Source organism: Protaetiibacter larvae (assembly GCF_008365275.1).
GTDB classification, from domain to species: Bacteria; Actinomycetota; Actinomycetes; order Actinomycetales; family Microbacteriaceae; genus Homoserinibacter; species Homoserinibacter larvae.
Genome location: NZ_CP043504.1, coordinates 1,134,107 through 1,152,232, shown reverse-complemented (window position 1 = coordinate 1,152,232; position 18,126 = coordinate 1,134,107). Strand labels below are relative to the sequence as shown.

The following is an 18,126-nucleotide window of genomic DNA, read 5'->3' as shown; positions in this document are numbered from 1 at the left end:
CGCTCGGGCCGCTCCCAGATCGGAGGGGCGTTGACATCCTCGCGGTCGCGTCGTAACGTACAACCAAATGGTTGTACGAATGGAGCTCAGCGACGCGGAGGTCGACCGCATCTTCCAGGCGCTCGCCGACGCGACGCGCCGCGACATCCTGCGCCGAACCGCGTCCTCCGACGCGACGGTGAGCGAACTCGCCGCCGCCTACGCGATGTCGTTCGCCGCCGTGCAGAAGCACGTCGCCGTGCTGGAAGGAGCCGGACTCGTGACCAAGGAGCCGAGAGGCCGCACGCGGATCGTGCGCGCCGATCCGGAGACGATCGCGCGGGCGCGGCGCCTGCTCGACGCCTACACCGAACTCTGGCATTCCCGCATCGACCGACTCGACGCGCTGCTCGCCGCCGACGACTGACCGCGCCCGCCCCGAAGAAGGAGAAGAACCGATGCCCGTGACCTCCGTCACCACCGACACCGAAGCGCTCACGCTGACGGTCGTCGCCGACTTCCCGGTGCCGGTCGAGCGCCTTTGGGGCGCCTTCGCCGACCCCCGCAAGCTCGAGCGATTCTGGGGTCCGCCCGGATATCCCGCGACCTTCGACCGCTACGAGCTGCGCCCGGGCGGCATCGCGCACTACTGGATGACGAGCCCCGAAGGCGAACGGTTCTATGGCCGCTGGGACTTCAGCGAGATCGAGGAGCCCGACCGCATCGTCGTGCTCGACTCCTTCGCCGACGCCGAAGGCGAGATCGACACCTCGGTGCCGTCCGGACGGATGACGCTGCTGTTCGAGAGCACCGCGACCGGATCGCGCCTCACCGCGGTGTCGGAATCCCCCACCCTGGAGGCGCTCGAGCAGGTGCTCGCCATGGGTCAGGCCGAGGGAATGCGCGAGGCGTTCGGGCAGCTCGATGTCGTGCTCGCCGAGCTGCGCGAATACGCGCTCGGCAAGGGCACCGTCACCGAGGTGCTCGACGACACACATGTGCGCATCACGCGCGCGTTCGAGGCGCCGCGCCACCTGCTGTGGCGGGCGCACACCGAGCCGGAGCTCATGAGGAAGTGGCTGCTCGGGCCGGGCGGCTGGGAGATGACCGCCTGCGAGAACGACTTCGTCGTGGGTGGCTCGTACCGCAACGCCTGGGCGCCGGTCGGCGACACGGTCGGGGAGCCGTTCGGCTTCGACGGCGAGAACCTCGTCATCGATCCCGAGCGCCGCATCGTGACGACCGAGCGGATGACGGGCGCACCGTTCCCGGCGAACGTCAACGACCTCAGCTTCGACGAGGACGGCGGCATCACCCTGCTCACGCTGATCATCAGCTTCCCCGACGTGGCGCAGCGCGACATGGTGCTCGCGACCGGGATGACCACCGGCATGGAGGCCTCCTACCAGCGGCTCGAGAGCGAGATCCTCGCGAGCGTGTGACCGCGGGGTCGGGTTACTCGAGAAGCTCGCTGAGCTCGAGCCAGCGGGTCTCGAGGTGCCGCTGCTCGGACTCCAGCTCGGCGAGCTGCTGCTGCAGGGCCTGCAGCCCCGCGTAGTCGAACGGGTCGGCGCTCGCGAAGGCGTCATGCTGCGCGGTGATCGCGTCGGCCACCCTCGCCATCCGCCGCTCGACCGCGGCGAGCTCCTTCTCGGCGGTGCGGCGCTCCGCGCCGGTGAGGCCGGGGGCGCCACTCGCCGGTTGAGTAGCCGCCGGAGGCGGCGTATCGAAACCAGCCGACTCGGCGGTAGACAACCGCAGGTACTCCTCCACGCCGCCCGGCAGGTGCCGCAGCCGCCCGTCGAGCACCGCATACTGCTGGTCGGTGACCCGCTCGAGCAGGTAGCGGTCGTGGCTGACCACGAGCAGCGTCCCCGGCCAGGAGTCGAGCAGGTCCTCCATCGCCGCGAGCATGTCGGTGTCGAGGTCGTTGGTCGGCTCGTCCAGGATGAGCACGTTCGGCTCGTCGAGCAGGATGAGCAGCAGCTGCAGCCGCCGCTTCTGGCCGCCCGAGAGGTCCTTCACCGGGGTCGAGAGCTGCGCGCTCGTGAAGCCGAGCCGCTCGAGCAGCTGGCCGGGCGTGAGCTCGGCTCCCCCGCCCACCCGGTAGCTCGCGCGCTGGCGTCCGATCACCTCGGCCACCCGATCCTGGGCGATGTCGTCGAGCTCGGCCAGCCGCTGGTCGAGCACGGCGATCCTCACCGTCTTGCCCTGCTTCACCCGCCCCGAGGTGGGGGCCACCGTGCCCGCCACGAGCCCCAGCAACGTCGACTTGCCGGCGCCGTTCACCCCCAGGATGCCGGTGCGCTCCCCCGGGGCGATGCGCCACTCGATGTCGCGCAGCACCTGCCGTTCGCCGCCCGCGCCGTCCGGGAAGGCGACCGACACATCCAGCAGGTCGACGACGTCCTTGCCGAGCCGCGACACCGCGAGCTTCTCGAGCGCGACGCGGTCGCGCACCGGCGGCACGTCGGAGATGAGCTCGTTCGCGGCGTCGATGCGGAACTTCGGCTTGCTCGTGCGGGCGGGGGCGCCGCGGCGCAGCCAGGCGAGCTCCTTGCGCAGCAGGTTCTGCCGTTTCGACTCGGTGGCCGCCGCCATCCGGTCGCGCTCCACGCGCTGCAGGATGTAGGCGGCGTACCCGCCCTCGAAGGGCTCGATGATGCGGTCGTGCACCTCCCAGGTGTCGGTGGACACCTCGTCGAGGAACCAACGGTCGTGGGTGACGGCGACCAGTGCGCCCTGGTTGGCGGGCCAGCGGGTCTTCAGGTGCGCGGCGAGCCAGGCCACCCCCTCGATGTCGAGGTGGTTGGTGGGTTCGTCGAGGAACAGCACGTCCCAGTCGTGGCTGAGCAGCGCCGCGAGCGCCACCCGGCGCCGCTGGCCGCCCGAGAGCTCGCCGATGCGGGCATCCCAGGGGATGTCGCGCACGAGGCCGCGGATGACGTCGCGCACCTTCGCGTCGCCCGCCCACTCGTGCTCGGCCCGGTCGCCGACGATCGCGTGGCCCACCCGCTCGTCCTCGGGCAGGGTGTCCGACTGGTCGAGCATGCCGACCGTCACCCCGCCGCGGCGCGTCACGCGGCCTGCGTCGGGCGTCGTGCGGCCGGCGAGGATGCGCAGCAGAGTCGACTTGCCGTCACCGTTGCGGCCCACCACGCCGATCCGGTCACCGTCGGAGAGCCCGACGGTCACGTCGTCGAACACGTCTTTGGTGGGGTACGAGAGCGAGATGCTCTCGGCGCCGAGCAGGTGTGCCACCCGTCGAGCCTAGGTGCTCGGGTCCCGCCCAATCGGCCGACGACGGTACGCTCCCCACCCGGCGCCCATCCTGCACGCGGCTCCGTCGATGCCTGGCAGGATCGGCGCGACGACGGCACAATGAGGGGATGCAGCCCGTGAACGACCCGCAGATCTGGACGCTCATCGGCGTCTTCGCGGCCGTCATGCTCGGCGGAATGACGCTCATGACGACGCTGCTGATGCGGTCGACCACCTCCGCGATCGACGGGTTGCGCGACGAGATGAACGCGCGGTTCGAGGCGGTCCACCGCGAGATGAACGCGCGATTCGACACCGTCGAGGTGCGGATCGACCACCTCGACCGCGACGTGTCGGCCATCACCCGCAAGGTGTGGGGCGAGAGCCCCGAGCGGTGACGGTGGTGTCGAGACGCGTCGCTGCGCGGCGCTCCTCAATCAGCTGAGGCGGCGCGCTCGCGCTCGATGTGGCTGCGGGCGTGCGCGAGCGCCGCGGGCAGCTCCGCGAAGAGGTGCTTGTGGTGCCGGAGGGCGCCCAGCACGCCGACCGTGCGGAACAGCACCACGTGCCCCTCCCGCACCCCCTTGATGAGCACCGTCACCCCGCGCGCCTCGAGCCGCCGCACGATCTCGCTCAGCACGTGCGCGCCCGTCGCGTCGACGAGCTCGAGCTGCGACATCCGCAGGATCACCACCGAGACGCCGTCGAGGGCGGTCACCGTGTCGAACACCCGGTCGGCGGCGGCGAAGAACAGCGGCCCGTCGAGGCGGATGATGGCGATGCGCTCATCGCCGGCCACCGCCTCGCCGGGGAGCGGCTCGCGCGCCACCCCGGTCGCCCGCGAGAGGCTGCGGATGGCGAACACCCCGGCGACGAGCATCCCGATCACGACCGCCACGATGAGGTCGACCGAGATGGTGACGATCGCGGTGATCACGAAGGCGAGCGCGTCGGCACGGGTCGAGCGCACGATGGATCGCACGGTCGCGAGGTGCACCATCCGCACGGCGGTCACCATGAGCACCCCGGCGAGCGCCGCGAGCGGGATGAGCCCGACCGGTTGGGCGGCGACGAGCACCACGAGCAGCAGGACGGCCGCGTGCACGACCGCAGCGAGCCGGGTGCGGGCACCCGAGCGCACGTTGACCGCGGTGCGGGCGATGGCGCCCGTGGCGGGCATGCCTCCGAACAGCCCCGCGGCGACCGAGGCGAGACCCTGGCCGACGAGTTCGCGATCCGGATCGTAGGGTCCCGTGTCGGCGAGCGATGCCGCCACCCGCGCGGACAGCAGCGACTCGATGGCGGCGAGCGCCGCCACGGTGAGCGCGGGGAGCGCGAGCTCGCCGAGCGTGCCGGGATCGAAGGCGGGGAAGGTGGGCGCGGGGAGGCTGCGCGGCAGCGCGCCGATCTCGGCGAGCGGGTTGGGCACGAGCGCCGCGAGCACGGTCACGAGCACGATGCCGACGAGCGAGCCGGGGATCGCTCGGTGCAGCTTGGGGAGCAGGATCATGCAGGCCGCGACGACTGCGACCGCGCCGAGCGCCCAGAGCAGGTAGCCGGGATCCGCCGCCAGGAGGGAGGCCACTGCGGCGATCACGACGTTCGTGGAGGATCCGCCGTGCGGCGCGGGTCCGGTGAGCGAGGGCACCTGCTGCAGGAAGATGATGACCGCGATGCCGAGGGTGAAGCCTTCGATGACCGGCCACGGGATGAACGAGACGGCGCGCCCCAGCCGTGCCGCCCCCGCGACGAGCACGATGACACCCGCCAGGATGCTCACGAGCGCGACCGCGCCGACGCCGTGGCTCGCGACGATGGGCGCGAGCACGACCACCATCGCGCCGGTGGGCCCCGACACCTGCACGTTCGATCCGCCGAACACCGCGGCCACGACGCCCGCGACGATGGCCGTGACGATGCCGGCTTCGGCACCCGCGCCGGACGAGATGCCGAAACCGAGGGCGAGCGGCAGCGCCACGATGCCCACCGTGACGCCCGCGAGCAGGTCGCCGCGCCAGCTGCGCCGCAGCAACGCGTAGTCGGCCGCCGCCGGCAGCAGGCCGCGGACCCTGGCGAGCGTGCGGTTCATTCTGCCCAACGCTGCAGCGCTCCTCATCGCGCGCGGGTGATCACGGTAGCGCGGGGAGGAACTCGACCGCGCGAAGCCGCGCGCCGTCCTCGGCGACGAACGTCACGAGCAGCCGCCGGGCCACCGCGAGCAGCTCGGCGACATCAGGATGTGCGAGCCGGTAGTACACGTGACTGGCCCGGCGGTCGGACTCGACCAGGCGGTGTCGGCGCAGCACGGCGAGGTGCTGGGAGAGGTGCGAGGCTTCGAGGCCGGTGGCCGCCTGCAGCTCGGCGACGGTGTGCTCCTCCCCGTCGGCGAGCAGCTCGAGCAGGCGGATGCGGAACGGGTGCGAGAGACCCTTGAACAGGCCCGCCTTCACCTCGTAGAGGGGGCGCTCGGTGTGACTGAACGGCATGATGAAATCATCATATCGCGCGAGCGGGGGCGGTGATCTCGAGACGCGTCGCTTCGCGGCGCTCCTCGATCACCTCGGGTGGAGTCGCTTCGCGGCGCTCCGCGATCACCTCGGGTGGAGTCGCTTCGCGGCGCTCCGCGATCACCCGGGGCGGGCTACCCGAATCGGCCGTTCACATAGTCGAAGGTGCGCGCGTCGATCGGCTCCGAGAACATCGCCTCCGTGTCGCCGTACTCGACGATCGCGCCGGGCGTGCCCTGCGAGGCGAGGAAGAACGCGCACTGCGTCGACACCCGCTGCGCCTGCTGCATGTTGTGGGTGACGATCACGATCGTCACCTCGTGCGCGAGCTCGAGCATCGTCTCTTCGATCACGCGCGTCGAGGTGGGGTCGAGGGCGGAGCACGGCTCGTCCATGAGCAGCACCCGCGGCATCACGGCGAGCGACCGCGCTATGCACAGGCGCTGCTGCTGACCGCCGGAGAGCCCGCCGCCCGGCGAGCGGAGGCGATCCTTCACCTCGTTCCAGAGACCGGCGCGCTGCAACGAGGTCTGCACGAGCTCGTCCTTGCGGTCGCGGTCGGCGCTGATCCCGGTGAGGCGGAGGCCGGCGATGACGTTGTCGTAGATCGACATCGCGGGGAACGGGTTCGGCTTCTGGAACACCATGCCGATGCTCTTGCGGGCGTCCGTCAACGGACGGTCGGCCCGGTAGATGTCGTCGCCGTCGAGCAGCACCTCGCCCGCGAGAGACGCCGAGGGCACGAGTTCGTGCATGCGGTTGAGGATGCGCAGGAAGGTCGACTTGCCGCACCCGGACGGCCCGATGAGCGAGGTGATGACGCCGGCCGGCATCGTGAGCGAAACGCGGTCGAGCACCTGGTGGTCGCCGAACCAGGCGGTGATGCCGCGCGCTTCGAGCGTCGCGAGCTCGCGCGGCGGCGGCGGGGGCGGTGTCGCGGCTGCCGGGACGACCGGAAGCACGGTGGTCGCGCCGGCGCGCTTGGGCCCGTAGCTGCGACGGTGTCCGACGACCGCGAGCGAGCGCGTCACGGCGGATCGCCAGAACGGGGCGCCCGCGTCGGGCGACGGCAGGACGGCCGTGACGGGCTCGAGGGGGGCCACCGGCTCGGGGGCGGCGAGCGGTTCGAGCGGGGCCACCGGCTCGAGGGCGGCGAGCACGCGCTCCTCGTCGAGGACGAGTTCCTCCTCCTCTTCCTCTTCGGGCTCGTCGGTACGGGTGATGTCGGTCATGGTCGATCCGTTCACAGCAGGTTCGGGAGCAGGAGCACGAGTTGGGTGGCGACCCAGAGGCCACCGAGGGTGATGAGCGGCGCGAACACGATCCACGCCTTGCGCGGTCCGATCCGCGGGCGGGTGAGCACGGCCGCCAGCTCGACGGCGATCAGGAACTGCAGGGCGAAGACGAGCGCCCACACCGTCGAGGTGTCGACGCCGAGGGCGAGGTCGGCGTCGGGGAGGCTCGCCACCGTGGTCTGGCGGGCGCCGCGCGCCTGCGCATCGCCGACGAGCTCGGCATCGAGGTACATGACGCCCGAGGGCAGGAACGACACCCCTCGCGCGGTCTGGAGCACGAGCCGGGACTCGCCCGGCTGGACGGCGGGCGGCGTGGGGTCGCCCGCGTAGCGGACGCCGATGGTGCGGAAGGTCTGCTCGCCCTGACCGGTCACCACGGTGAACTCGCTCCCCGGCGGCAGTTCCTGGATCCGGCTGAACGGACCGCCGAACGCCGCCGCGCGACCGAGGATGACGCTGAAGCCCTCCTGCCCCGGGAGCACGGTGTCCCGGCGATGCCCGGGGCCGCTCATGAGGGTGCCCGAATCGGAGCCCTCGACGATCACCTCGCGCAGCCCGATCTCGGGGATCTCGAGGTAGGCGACCGGCACCCCGTCGGCGAGCAGGATGTCGTCGACGTTCCCCTCGCTGACCGGGAGCACGCCTTCCGCGAGCTGCGCGCGGAGCGTGTTGTAGAGCTGCTGCTGCGCGACGGCGTGCTGGAGGTGGCTGACGACCCCGACATCCAGGACGAACGCCAGGAGCACGACCGCGACCATCTGGAAGAGGCCCTGCGCGAGTCGGCGCCCGGTCGACAGCGGCACGTACTGGATGGGCGGGCGTTTCGGCGGGCGGACGACGGCGGGCCGTGCGGCGCGCTCGACGGTCGCGGGCGCGGTCACGTGGCGCTCCGCGCACGAAGCGGACGCACGAGCTGCGGGCGCCGCAGCCAGAGGATGACGGCCGCTGCGGCCGCGAGGACCAGGCCGGCGAGCAGCAGCCAGGGCAGGGTGAGCACCCACGCCTCGCGCGTCATGGGGCCCTGGCCGTCCGCGTCGTCCGGCTCGAAGGTCACCGACACCTGCACCATCGGCCACTGCCCGACCCCGTACAGATCGACCTCGCTCAGCACCGTCTCGCCCGGTTCGATGCGGTCGACGTCTCGCGTGAGGGCGGGGCCGAGCTGCAGGCCGAGCGTCGAACGCAACCGGAAGGTGAGGGTGCCGCTGACCGTCTCGGTCTCGGAACGGTTGGCGACGCTCACGACGGAGTGCACCCAGCCGCGGAGCGGGTTGACCTCCCCGTGTACGGTGTTGTCGAGACCGCTCAGCACGACCCAGGACGGGCCGGGCTCTTCCGCATCCGGCGCCGGCTCGGCGGGCCGCGGCGCGGGTTCGTCACCGCCCCCGCCGCGCGGCCCGGAGGGACCGGAGGACGGGTTGGGCGACGGCTGCGGCGATGCGGTCGCGGAGGGGTCGATCACCGTGACGCCGAGGTTGCTCGACCCGTCGTCACCGCTCGGGTCGAGGAGCAAGGTCGGCAGCGAGGAGATCACCACGAGCCCGAGGAGGCCCAGGGCGCCGAGCATGCTCGCGCTAGGCACCCCTGCTCGTCTCCTTCTCCCGCATCCCCTCGGGCGCGGCGAGAGCCTCCTCGCGGACGCGCTTCTCGGTCTGCTCCATCCACTCGATGGCCCGCGCGTTCTCGCGGCGGCGACGGCGCAGCACGAGGGCGACCACAAGGCCCGCCACGGCGAGGCCGATGAGCACGAGCCACGGCGCCACGAAGAGCGCGGTGTCTCGCGAGGTCGGGGCCGCCGGCACGTAGCTCGACACGTCGTCGCTGTCGACGAAGGGCACGATGCTCACGTAGGGGTTGAGGTAGAGCAGCTGGGCGATGCGCGGCAGCTCGAACGCGTACGACGCGGAGTTGCCGGGCAGGATCTCCTTGATCGCGCTGCTGGTCTGCTTCGCCACCGGGATGCCGAACCAGGTCTTGACGCCGCCCTCCACGTTGGCGGCGAGCGCCACGTTGCCCGGGTTGGTGACGGTGTACTCGACCGTGACGGTTCCGGAGAGCAGGTTCCACCAGTCGCCGTTGTAGGAGGCGTTCAGCGAGTTGATCGTGAGTGCGGGCTGCAGATCGCCCGACACCCGCGCGTACAGCCGGATCGCGACGCGACGGTCCACCTGCACCTGCCCCTGGGCGGTGAACACGGACGCCACGATGCCGCCGACGTGGTCGCCGGGGGTCGCGTCGGCGGGCAGGGCGAGGGTGAACGGGATCAGTCGGCCCTCGCCGGGCTGCAGGGTCACGGTGATGCGGTTCTCGCCGTTCTCGAAGCTGATCCAGCGTCCGACGAGTTCGGGTGCGTCGTCGGTGGGCAGGAGCGCGAAGTCGCCGTTCTCGTCGTTGAAGGCATCCGTGCCGATGATGGTGAAGTCCTGGGGTTCGGACCCCGTGTTGACGACGGCGGCGTAGTCCTGCACGGTCTGCCCGGGGTCGACGGCGTAGCGGAAGTTGGTGCGGCCGTCGAAGGCGCCCGAGGGCTCGGCGGGGCGGAGCGACACACCCGCCTCGTCGTCGCCGTCGGCGGCGTACGCGGACCCGGGGGCGAGCACGAGCAGGGCGGTGGCCAGCAGCGCGAGGGAGGCGAGGACTCGCCGGATGGCGCGCGCGGACGACGTGGGGGTGAGCACATGCAATTCCCGCACGACGCGACGACGCGGGGGACGCGGGGGCCTGAATGCGAGGTAAACGCGGAGCGGACGAGAGGTTGCGCCGGCCCCGTTCGGGCCGCGCCGCGCGCATGCGACGGTGCGGGGGGCCGCACGCGACCCCCCGCACCGTCTGTTCAGTTGTCTTTGTCGAGCCGGTCACTCGACCCGAAGGGTCACTTCGAGGTCAGGGTGAGGGTCAGCTTCGAGGTGTAGGTGCCGGCCTTGGCGTCCGCCGGAACCAGGAAGGTCAGGTTCGCGTCGAACTGGGTGCCGGTGGAGGGCGTCGACGAGTTGGCGAGGCCCTCGGCGAACAGGTTGCTGGTGCCGGCCACGAAGAGGCCCTTGGCGGTGATGCCGTCGACGGCAGCCCCCACCTTGCGCGCCTCGATGGAGAGAGCCGACTTGTCGATCGTGTCGTTGCCCGCCGCGGCGTTGACGAAGTCGTCGACGGCCGAGGTGAGGTCCCAACCGGGGAGCAGCGCGCGGTCATCCGTCACCGTGAAGGCGGGGAGGACGTTGCTCGTGCTCGCACCACGTGCGGCGTCGCCGAGGTCGACCGATGCGGCGACCCCCTCGAGCGCGAACTTGTTGCTCGTGAGCACGTCCACCGAGAGGTCGGTGACCGACGAGGTCGAGCTCGACAGGGTGACCAGGAGCCAGGCGACGACCTCGTTGGTGGCGATGTCGACCAGGGCGACGGTGTGCTCGCCGACCGGGTTGTCGAGGCCCGACAGCTCGATCGGGGTCACGTCGCCGTCCGCGTTCACCGTGGCGTTCGCCAGCTGGGTCGGAACCGACCACGCCCACACGCCGTAGGTGCCCGCCGGGATGCCGGTACCCTCGAGCACGAGGCTCGTCTCGCCCTCGCCGAGCGTGACGCTCGCGAGCTCGTTCGCGTCGCCGTCGACCGGCTTCACGACCGGCTCCGGGGTCACCGTCAGCACGGCCACGGCCGAGGTGTCGGTGCCGGCCGAGTTGGTGTACACCGCGCGGTACTGCGTGCCGGTGTTCGCCAGCTGGACGTCGTTCACCGTGAGGGTGTCCGAGGTCGCACCCGAGATGGGCGTGAAGGTGGAGGATGCGGACGGAGCCGACTCCCACTGCACGCTCGGCGTCGGGGTGCCCGTCGCCGCCGCGGTGAAGGTGACGTCGTCGCCGGCCACGGCCGACTGGCTCGTCGGGTCGGTGGTGACGGACGGCGCGACCGGGATGACCACCGCGGGCTGCGCGTAGGTGTAGGTCGTGGTGGCGATGTTGCCGGGGACGATGGTGATGTAGGTGAACTCCACCTTGGTCACCTCGCCCGCCTCGACGAACGCGAGACCCAGCGAGTAGTCACCACCCGCGAGCGACACCGCACCGATGCCCGCCGGCGAGCCGAAGCCCGCCGAGGTGAGGCCGGACGGGGTGATCGGGGGCAGGGCGAGGACCGCGGCCGATCCGAGCGTGAGGTAGGCGTTCCAGGCGTTCTGGTTGCGCTCCTGCCCACGCGGCGAGATGAAGCTGAAGCTCGCCGCGCCCGTGGGGGCGGTGATCGGCGAGACTCCGGCGGCGTTGCTGCCCGACACGTCGAGCGACATCGGCACGCTGCCCCCGACGGGGAGCGGCTCGGTGGTCTCGGCGTTCAGGATCCAGAACGCCTCAGAGGTCTGGCCCGTCGCGGAACCGACCGTGGGGGCGGTGTTCGCATCGGCCATCGCCGACATGGGCGTCAGCAGAGCAAGCGCGGTCGCGGCGACTGCCGCGATGGCGATCTTCTTCTTCATGGGGCTCATTGCCTTTCAGGTTCGATTCGGTGGTGGTCAGTTCGAGCGGTAGGCGGAGTTGACGGGCTGCTGGAAGCCGAACTTGAGCTTCACGGCCTTGGAGGTGTTGCCCTGGTTCGAGGCGCCCCAGTAGGTGAGGCTCGTCGAGCTCGACGGGTTCAGCGCGGCGGCGAGGCCCGCGTCGTAACCGGGCTGGCCTGCGGTGATGCGGGCCCAGGGGACGATGATGTAGGTCGTGCGGCCGTACGTCCCCGTGTAGAGGTCGTTATTGCCGGTGAGGCTCGGCGCGGCGCCCGTCGTGGGGGCGGTTCCGTCCGGGCTGCCGAGGGTGATGCCCGCGGTGGTGTTCGCGGGGGCCACGCCGTTGGCCTGCGCGACGTAGCTCGCCACCGAGAACGGGATGATCCAGATCTCGCCCGCACCCGGGTTCAGCACGTTGCCGTTGTTCTCGGCCAGGGTCGTGGCCGTGGGGTTCGACGCCGCGCCGGGCGTGATGGCGCCCGTGCCGCCGTTGAGGGCCTTGAGCCAGAAGTCACGCGTGCCCGAACCGCTCTGCGGCAGGCGGGGAACGATGACGTCGGACTGGCCGGGGACGGTGGTGTTGCTGGCGCTCGTGTAGATGGCGTTGAGGGCGGTCGAGCTGAGCGACGACACGTAGCTGATCGACGCGGCGCTTACGCCCGCGCCGGCCTTGTACGCGTACGACACGGCGTCCTGACCGAACGGCAGGTAGGAGTAGGTGCCTGCGCCGTTCACGGTGCCCTCGCTCGAGGAGCGGGAGGCGTCGATCTGGCCGTCGATGTCGTAGCTGCCCGCGAGGCCCGCGTTCACGTACAGCGCGGTCGAGCTGACGTTCCACGGGTTGCCGGTGTAGGAGGCGATGAGCGCGTTCTTGCCGTTGCCGGAGCCCGACGGACGGGGGAAGACCGGGCCGGTCGACTTCGTCTGGATGGTGCCGATGCCGCCCGTGATGCCGGGGGCGAAGGCGTCCCACGAGGCGACGACCTTGCCGAGTCCCGAGGTGCGCACGAAGCTCGTGACCGGCACGCCGCCGCTCGACCAGCTGTTGTTGAAACCGTTCGCGAGGGCGCCGACCGCGTCCTGGAGAGTGTCGGAGCCGACGATGACGTATCCGTCGGTCACGGGGTCTGCCTGAGCAGGAGACGCCGCAGCGACCCCGGCCAGAGCGATGCCGAAGGCTGCGCCGACCGCAGCCATCTTCTTGAGCTTCACTACTGTTCCTTTCGATGGGTGGTTCCGGACCGCTGTCCGGCTCGAGCCGAGCGCTATCGCGCGACCCAAGGTCTGATCGCCTTGCGACGGGAGAGGATCCCGCTCACGAGGGCGGCGCCGAGCCCGGCGAGCAGGCTGACGGGGAGTGCTCCGCCGACCGCCGCCTCCGGGTCGACCGGGGTCGTCACCGAGCTGAGGGCGGGCGCGGGGTCTCCCTCGGCGTCGGGCTGCTCGGTGTCGACCGGCGTCGAGGAGCCGCCCGATCCGCTTCCCGAGGGGAACGGGACGTCTCCGGAGCTCGGCGACGGCGACGGCGAGGGCGAGACCCCGGTCTCGAGCTGGTCCGCCGCGGCGCGCGCCTGGTCGACCCAGCCGGCGGGGAGCGGGGCGTAGCCGGCGGGGAGCTCTCCCAGCGCGACACCCGCGGTCTGGCCGTCGGTGGCCGCGAATCGGATGAACTCCGCGTAGTCGGCCCGCACGTCGCTGTCGAGGAGCGCCGGATCGGCGGCCGCGTAGACCGGGACGGTGAGCGGGTAGGCGGATCCCGCACCGACCGCGGCCGGTGATGTCGCGGAGAACTCGCGCACGGCTCCGCCGGCCGTCGCGGGCTGCATGACCGCCGCCGCCGCGAGCATCGCGGCCTCCGTCGGCTGCACGAACTGACCGGCGGGGTTGCGCAGCGCGGCCACGTGGACCTCGTAGCGCTGGGCCGCCGCGGCATCGGTGATCCCGAGCACGCGCTGGAATCCGGGCAGCGACCTGCCGCCCTTGTTGTACTTGGCGGGTGAACTGTTCGGGTCCCACTCGCCGAGCGTCTGGCCGTCGCCGCGAAGCGTGAAGTAGGCGGAGGAGTCGAGGTCGTTGACGTACGGCCGCCAGGTCACGACGTTCACCGGGTCGCGCTGCGGCGGCACCACCTCGGCCGGGTCGGCCTTGGGGAAGTTGTCGCGCGGCGCCGAGAAGGCGGTCCCCGTGGGGTTCTTGGCCGCGTCGGTCGCGTACCAGGGGTTGACGACCATCCCGTTCGGGTCCGGTTGGCCCGCCATGAAGGCGGCGGCCTCCGGGTCGGACATGATGTACGTCCACACGGCCCGCGCCGCATCGGAGCGCCCCTGCGGCATCAGCACGTCGGCCACCGACGGCGCGACGAGCACCTGGTACGCCCACTCGGCCGAGTTGAGCGCCAGGAACTCCTTGTCCTTGGTGATGTTCTCGGGATTGTCGGGGTCGAGGTAGGAGCGATCCAGCTCCGGCGGGAGGGATCCCCAGTACGAGTTCGTCAGGAGCTTCGCGAGCAGACGCGGGGTGAGCTTCAGCTCCTCGAACGGTTGTCGCGCCGCCGCGCCGTAGCCGTCCGGAAGCTCGAGGAAGGGGCTCGGATTCCGGTCCACGGCGAAGCTGATCGCGATCCCCGACAGGGCGACGGGCGCGTAGACGAGGTCGTCCGAGTCCACCGAGGGGTAGCTCGTGAGCGCGAGCGCCGCGTTGCGCGTCGTCGCGGCGGACAGCAGCGCGTCGGACTCCGCGCTCGTCAGGTGCGAGAACACCGCACCGCCGGACTCCTTGCAGACGACCGGCTGCCAGGACTGCACCGCGAGGGAGGCGACCTCGCTGCCCGCGAGCTGCCGCTCCGCCGCGCCCACCGGGCAGCGCGCGCCGACGGGGGCGAAGCCGATCCGCACCGCCAGGGCGTGCTTCCAGCTCTCCCAGAACAGTCCCGACTGGTTGATGGCGGCCGAGCCGTTGTCGGCGCGCCCGCGCGGAAGGATCACGAGCCAGCAGGACGCGCCCTGGATCACGCCGCCGAGCTCGACCGCATCCCCGCAGCCGAGGCCGGGCGACTGCATGGTGGTCTGGATCTCGAACGAGATCGAGCCCTTGCCGTCGACGCCCGACCCGGCCCAGGAGACCTCGTTGGTGGAGTTGAGGTTGAAGTACTTGTTGTTGTTGACGTCGACCGTGGTGTCGCGCGTGCGCACCCCGCCGGCGCCGGTCGTGAGGGAGCTGACGACGCCCCCGTCCCGTCCACGGAACGGGATCGAGGTGTACGCGCCCTCGAAGTCGCTCGCCCGGGGGGCCGAGTACGGCTGATCCTGCTCCGGGATCTCCTCGTACTCGTACACGCGCGTCGCGTCCCGCGTCGCCCCGTAGCTCGCGACCCCGCCGTACTGGCAGGTCGTGCGATCGGGGCGTTGGGCGTTCGTCGGGTCGTCTCCCCAGCACTGGAAGATCTGCAGGAAGTTGCGTCCGCCGCTCGACGAGGTGGGCGGCACGGAGGCGCTCGCCCCCGACCAGCTCACCTCGATGCCCTGCTGCACGAGGTCCTGCGTCTGCGACACGGTCACGCTGAGGTTCGGGAACGGCGCCTCCAGGTAGTCCGGATCCTGCTGCTGCGCGGTCACGGTCACCGCGGAGCCGTCGGCGGCCCGGGCTTCGCTCGGAGGGGTCACGACCCCCGCCACCGTGAGCGCGCTCCACGTGAGCACCGCCAGGATCGCCCCGGCGACGCCGGATCGCACGGTCGTGCGGGCGCGCAGGCGGGAGGACTCGGGTGACACGGCGGCGTTGCTCCAAGCGGGGGGGGTGGGTGACGCCCCCAGCCAATTCAGCGCCGGTGGCCGGAGGATGAACGCAGGGGCAACGCGCACCCCCCGTCACGTTGTCGCCCGCTACTTCCTCCCGGCCGCGCGCATGCGGCGCGAGACGAACGGCGGAACCAGCACCGCTGCGAAGAACAGTCCGCCGGCCGCGACCATGAGCCATTGCGTCGGCCCCATCCCCTGGTCCTCGACCGTGAAGGGCTTGGAGGCGGCGCCGTTCGCGGACGCGTTGTTCGCGCCGAGCGGGTTGCCGTTCTCGTCGAACTGGGGGTCTCCCCCGGCACCGCCGGCGCCCGAGGCGCCGCCGTCGCCGGAGCCGCCGGAGCCGCCGCCGTTGGAGGACCCGCCGGTCCCCCCGCCCGTCACCGGGGTGTCCTGGGGCGCCCCCGCGGTGCCGGTCGAGCACTGGCTCGTGCCCACCTTGTCGCATTCGGCCGGCTGCGGCGCCGAGGAGGCGAGCCGGTTGTTGTTGGGCGAGTCGCCCGGTTTAAAGGTGGGGTTGTTGCAGGAGGCGAAGTCGATGCCCGCGGACCCGGCCCCCGGGATCCGCTTGATCTGGTCGGAGCCCGCCTGCACGAGGTTCATCGGCAACGGCGAGTACCCGAGCGCCGGCGCCTGCTGCTGGCCCTCGCAGAGCATGTAGCGCGCGAAGGCGCCGAGCGTGGCGCCCTTCTCGGCCGTGAAGATGCCCCCGACCTCGGTGGGGATGATCATGTACGAGTAGCTCGAGAGCGGGTACGCGCGCTTGTCGGCCGAGTTGTAGACGGCGTCGAGGTTCTGGGTGAGGTCGGAGTTGATCGTGGCGCTCATGAGCGCCACCGCGACCGACGGCGCCGTCGGCTCCACGTAGTAGCCCTGCTTGTTGAGCACCTTCGCCACCGGGAAGCCCGACTTGAGCGCGTAGGAGTACTCCACGTAGGTGATGGCGCCCTCGCCGTAGTCCTGGCTCACATAGCCGGCGACACCGAGCGAGCCGTTCTGCGCCTTGCCGCCCGGCGGCGTCGGGAACTGCGAGCGCATCCCCGCCTTCCACAGCGACGGGAACTGCTTCGACATCCACAGCGAGAACTGCGCGCTCGTGCCCGAACCGTCCGAGCGCACCACCGGCAGGATCGTGCGATCGGGCATCGCGAGCGCCGGGTTGTCGGCGACGATCGCCGGGTCGTTCCACTTGGTGATCGCGCCCGTGAAGATCTTGGTGATCACCTCGCCCGAGAGCCGCAGGTTCGTCACCCGCTTGCCGCTGATCTTGAGGTTGTACATGAACGCCGTGCCGCCCGCGACGATCGGCATGTAGGCGAAGCCGATCGCCGGGATCTCGGGCGCGGACCCGTCCTCGGGTTGCGTCTGGAAGGGGATCTCGCTCACCGCGAAGTCGACCGTGCCCGCGATGAAGTCCCGGCGGCCCGCGGAGGAGCCGACGCCCGAGTAGTTGACGGTCATGCCGTAGTTCGCCGCCACGTTCTTGCGCCACTGGTCGAGCGCGTTCTGCGACCAGGTGGATCCGGTGCCGGTGATGGGGACGTAACTGGCGGCCTGTGCGCCGTGCGTCGGCGCCGAGACGAGGCCGGCGGTGATCGCGACGACGAGGAGCGCCCGAAGGATGCGGCTCACGAGGTTTCTGCCTTCTGCTTGCGTTCGATTCGGAGCGCGTCGCGCTGCGACACGAGTTGACTGCGACGCTGCTGGCGCGGCGAGAGCTGACCGGCGGGCCGCCCACCGAACACGCGGGCGAGGCCGAAGAGCACGAGCACGAGCAGCAGCAGCACGGCCGCGGTGCCGAAGCCGCGGGCCACCATGTTCGGTTCGGGCGACTTCACGAAGTCGAAGACCTGCAAGGGGAGCGAGATCATCGGCCCCGAGAAGGGGTTGAACGACAGTTCGGCCGTGATGCCCGAGGTGAGCAGCACGGGCGAGGTCTCCCCGATCCCGCGCGCCGTCCCCAGGATGACGGCCGTGACGAGCCCCGAGCGCGAGGTCGGCAGCACGACCCCCCAGACCGTGCGCCAGCGGCTCGCGCCGAGCGCATAGGAGGCCTCCCGCAGATTGCCGGGGACGAGCCGCAGCACGACATCGGCGGCGCGGATCACGATCGGCAGCATCATGACCGTGATCGCGATCGCCGCCGCGAAGCCCGAGCGCTGGTGCGTGATCAGCTGGATGACGGCCGCGTAGATGAAGAGGCCGGCGACGATCGAGGGCAGCGCCGTCATGGCGTCGACGATCGTGCGCACGAAACGGGCGAACCGCCCGCCGACCTCGTTGAGGAACACGGCCGTCGCGATACCGAGCGGCACGGTGATCGCCAAGGCGATCCCGATCTGGATGAGCGATCCGACGATCGCGTGCAGGATGCCGCCGTCGGTGAGCGGGTCGAGGGGGCCCGCGAGCCGCATGTCGGTCGTGAAGAAGTTGAGATGCCAGAAGGCGTTGGTGCCGCCGAGCAGCGAGTACAGGACGATGAACACGAGCGCGACGAAGAGCACAGCCCCCGCGGAGATGAGGAGCACGGTGACGACGCGATCCGCGATCGTCTGCCGGTCGCCGGTGAGCGCCGTGAGCACCACGTAGTAGCCGAGGAACGCCAGGTAGGACACCACGATCCAGCCGATGACGCCCGTGAGGGGGGTGATCCAGCCGAACAGCAGCGAGGCGGTGGCGAGGCCCGCTGCGGCGGCACCGAGCACATCGAAGCGCTCGTCGAAGGTGGCGCCGCGCAGCCGCCGGCGATCGCCGACCTCCTCGGTCGGCACCGGCACGATCGTGCGCTGCGTCACCGTCGTCAC

The 18,126-nt window shown here is 71.2% G+C and carries 15 protein-coding genes; 3 read left to right on the top strand and 12 right to left on the bottom strand.

Annotated features, from left to right (window positions below; translation table 11 throughout):
- Positions 1-67: 67 nt before the first annotated feature.
- Positions 68-406: an ArsR/SmtB family transcription factor gene (locus FLP23_RS05395; RefSeq protein WP_149324913.1), complete on the top strand. Its 339-nt coding sequence runs from the start codon at positions 68-70 to the stop codon at positions 404-406.
- 31 nt (positions 407-437) lie between these two features.
- A complete protein-coding gene (locus FLP23_RS05390) occupies positions 438-1,421 on the top strand; it encodes an SRPBCC family protein (RefSeq protein ID WP_149324912.1) in 984 nt (327 codons plus the stop codon).
- Between the two features lie 13 nt (positions 1,422-1,434).
- Here the strand turns inward: FLP23_RS05390 and FLP23_RS05385 are convergent, their stop codons facing one another.
- A complete protein-coding gene (locus FLP23_RS05385; RefSeq protein WP_149324911.1) occupies positions 1,435-3,240 on the bottom strand; it encodes an ABC-F family ATP-binding cassette domain-containing protein in 1,806 nt (601 codons plus the stop codon).
- Positions 3,241-3,368: 128 nt separating this feature from the next.
- Between FLP23_RS05385 and FLP23_RS05380 the strand changes: the two genes are divergently transcribed.
- A complete protein-coding gene (locus FLP23_RS05380; RefSeq protein ID WP_149324910.1) occupies positions 3,369-3,638 on the top strand; it encodes a hemagglutinin in 270 nt (89 codons plus the stop codon).
- 35 nt (positions 3,639-3,673) lie between these two features.
- Here FLP23_RS05380 and FLP23_RS05375 read toward each other — a convergent pair whose 3' ends face one another.
- The 11 genes from FLP23_RS05375 to pstA all read right to left on the bottom strand — a co-directional run bounded on the left by FLP23_RS05375 (position 3,674) and on the right by pstA (position 18,126).
- Positions 3,674-5,329, bottom strand: coding sequence for a SulP family inorganic anion transporter (locus FLP23_RS05375; RefSeq protein WP_149324909.1), 1,656 nt, complete (start codon positions 5,327-5,329; stop codon positions 3,674-3,676).
- A 40-nt stretch (positions 5,330-5,369) separates the two neighbouring features.
- On the bottom strand, positions 5,370-5,726 hold the full coding sequence (locus FLP23_RS05370; RefSeq protein WP_149324908.1) for an ArsR/SmtB family transcription factor: 357 nt from the start codon (positions 5,724-5,726) through the stop codon (positions 5,370-5,372).
- Between the two features lie 155 nt (positions 5,727-5,881).
- Positions 5,882-6,631: a phosphate ABC transporter ATP-binding protein gene (locus FLP23_RS05365; protein ID WP_246140097.1), complete on the bottom strand. Its 750-nt coding sequence runs from the start codon at positions 6,629-6,631 to the stop codon at positions 5,882-5,884.
- 359 nt (positions 6,632-6,990) lie between these two features.
- Entirely contained in the window at positions 6,991-7,923 is a 933-nt protein-coding gene (locus FLP23_RS05360; RefSeq protein WP_246140070.1) for a sortase, read from the bottom strand.
- The gene (locus FLP23_RS05355; RefSeq protein WP_149324907.1) at positions 7,920-8,624 is read right to left on the bottom strand and encodes a hypothetical protein; all 705 of its coding nucleotides are present in this window, start codon (positions 8,622-8,624) and stop codon (positions 7,920-7,922) included. The genes FLP23_RS05360 and FLP23_RS05355 overlap by 4 nt, the downstream gene beginning before the upstream one ends.
- On the bottom strand, positions 8,617-9,735 hold the full coding sequence (locus FLP23_RS05350; protein ID WP_246140069.1) for an LPXTG cell wall anchor domain-containing protein: 1,119 nt from the start codon (positions 9,733-9,735) through the stop codon (positions 8,617-8,619). Before FLP23_RS05350 ends, FLP23_RS05355 begins: the two co-directional genes overlap by 8 nt.
- A gap of 179 nt (positions 9,736-9,914) precedes the next feature.
- The gene (locus FLP23_RS05345) at positions 9,915-11,507 is read right to left on the bottom strand and encodes an immunoglobulin domain-containing protein (RefSeq protein WP_168200380.1); all 1,593 of its coding nucleotides are present in this window, start codon (positions 11,505-11,507) and stop codon (positions 9,915-9,917) included.
- A 36-nt stretch (positions 11,508-11,543) separates the two neighbouring features.
- Positions 11,544-12,740 (bottom strand): hypothetical protein, encoded by a 1,197-nt coding sequence (locus tag FLP23_RS12215; RefSeq protein ID WP_168200379.1) that lies wholly within the window; start codon positions 12,738-12,740, stop codon positions 11,544-11,546.
- Positions 12,741-12,793: 53 nt separating this feature from the next.
- Entirely contained in the window at positions 12,794-15,298 is a 2,505-nt protein-coding gene (locus tag FLP23_RS05335; protein ID WP_149324905.1) for a hypothetical protein, read from the bottom strand.
- A 111-nt stretch (positions 15,299-15,409) separates the two neighbouring features.
- Positions 15,410-16,954 (bottom strand): phosphate ABC transporter substrate-binding protein PstS, encoded by a 1,545-nt coding sequence (gene pstS, locus FLP23_RS05330; protein WP_149324904.1) that lies wholly within the window; start codon positions 16,952-16,954, stop codon positions 15,410-15,412.
- Positions 16,951-18,126 (bottom strand): phosphate ABC transporter permease PstA, encoded by a 1,176-nt coding sequence (gene pstA, locus FLP23_RS05325; protein WP_149324903.1) that lies wholly within the window; start codon positions 18,124-18,126, stop codon positions 16,951-16,953. Before pstA ends, pstS begins: the two co-directional genes overlap by 4 nt.